This window comes from Pseudoxanthomonas kalamensis DSM 18571 (assembly GCF_010211745.1).
GTDB lineage: Bacteria > Pseudomonadota > Gammaproteobacteria > Xanthomonadales > Xanthomonadaceae > Pseudoxanthomonas_A > Pseudoxanthomonas_A kalamensis.
This window is the reverse complement of the sequence record NZ_PDWQ01000031.1, coordinates 1-825: the sequence shown is the minus strand read 5'-3', so window position 1 is coordinate 825 and position 825 is coordinate 1. Positions and strand designations below refer to the sequence as shown.

Sequence of the window (825 nt, the reverse complement as noted above, 5' to 3'; positions counted from 1 at the left end):
CCGTGGCCATCATGCTTCTAACGGGTGCCCGCATTCAAAATGTTGTCTGCGATGGACTCTTCTTGGGGGCAGTGCACAACCAGAGCGGCATACAGCGGCTTAACAGTGCGTGACCAGGTGGGTTGGGTAAGGTTTGGGATTAGCATCGTCACAGCGCGATATGCTGCGCTTGCTGGCATCCTTGAATAGCCGACGCCTTTGCATCTTCCGCACTCTTTCTCGACAACTCTCCCCCACAGCTCTGTTTTGGCAATATCAACCGCACGGCCTGTACCATGGCAATCTCTGCATCTTGCCCCCGGCGTCGCGGCACTTCGGCAATAATCCGCATAAGCGAATGTTGCGAGCACTTGCAGTACCTTTGCCTTAGTATTTCCTTCAAGCTTTGCCACACCACGGTATTTCCCCGATACCTTGTGTGCAAATTGCATCAGATAGTTGATAGCCTTTTGTTTGTCGTTCTGGCTGAGTTCGTGCTTACCGCAGAATGCAGCCATACCGAATCCGGCTTGTGATTGCGCCATCCCCATAGCAGCCATCACATCAGTACCGGAAAGAGAGTCAGAAGCCGTGGCCCGTGGTGAGTCGCTCATCATCGGGCTTTTTGGCGAATGAAATTTAGCTACGCTTTCGAGTCTCATGCGCCTTCTCCCTGTACCTGAATCAATGTTAGGTTTCCGCAGAACACTGCGCCGGTATCGATATACATTTGGTTGGCAAACTTGAGTGGTTTCACTGCTGGCGTATGACCAAAGATGAACGTGTCCGCGCCTTTGATTTCTTTCACGATCCCGTTTTGTGAGTTGCTGATTCGTTCGCGGTTCC

2 protein-coding genes are annotated in these 825 nt (G+C 52.0%); both read right to left on the bottom strand.

Annotated elements, in window-relative coordinates:
* Window positions 1-17: 17 nt before the first annotated feature.
* Window positions 18-641 (bottom strand): antitermination protein, encoded by a 624-nt coding sequence (locus tag CSC70_RS13775; RefSeq protein WP_162457192.1) that lies wholly within the window; start codon window positions 639-641, stop codon window positions 18-20.
* A partial coding sequence (locus CSC70_RS13770) for a metallophosphoesterase family protein (protein WP_425501598.1) occupies window positions 638-825 on the bottom strand: 188 nt, incomplete at its 5' end. The genes CSC70_RS13770 and CSC70_RS13775, both read right to left, overlap by 4 nt.

What these genes read in the sequence shown, in the direction of transcription:
- CSC70_RS13775 (WP_162457192.1), bottom strand. Translation starts at nt 641, where the DNA reads ATGAGACTCGAAAGCGTAGCTAAATTTCATTCGCCAAAAAGCCCGATG.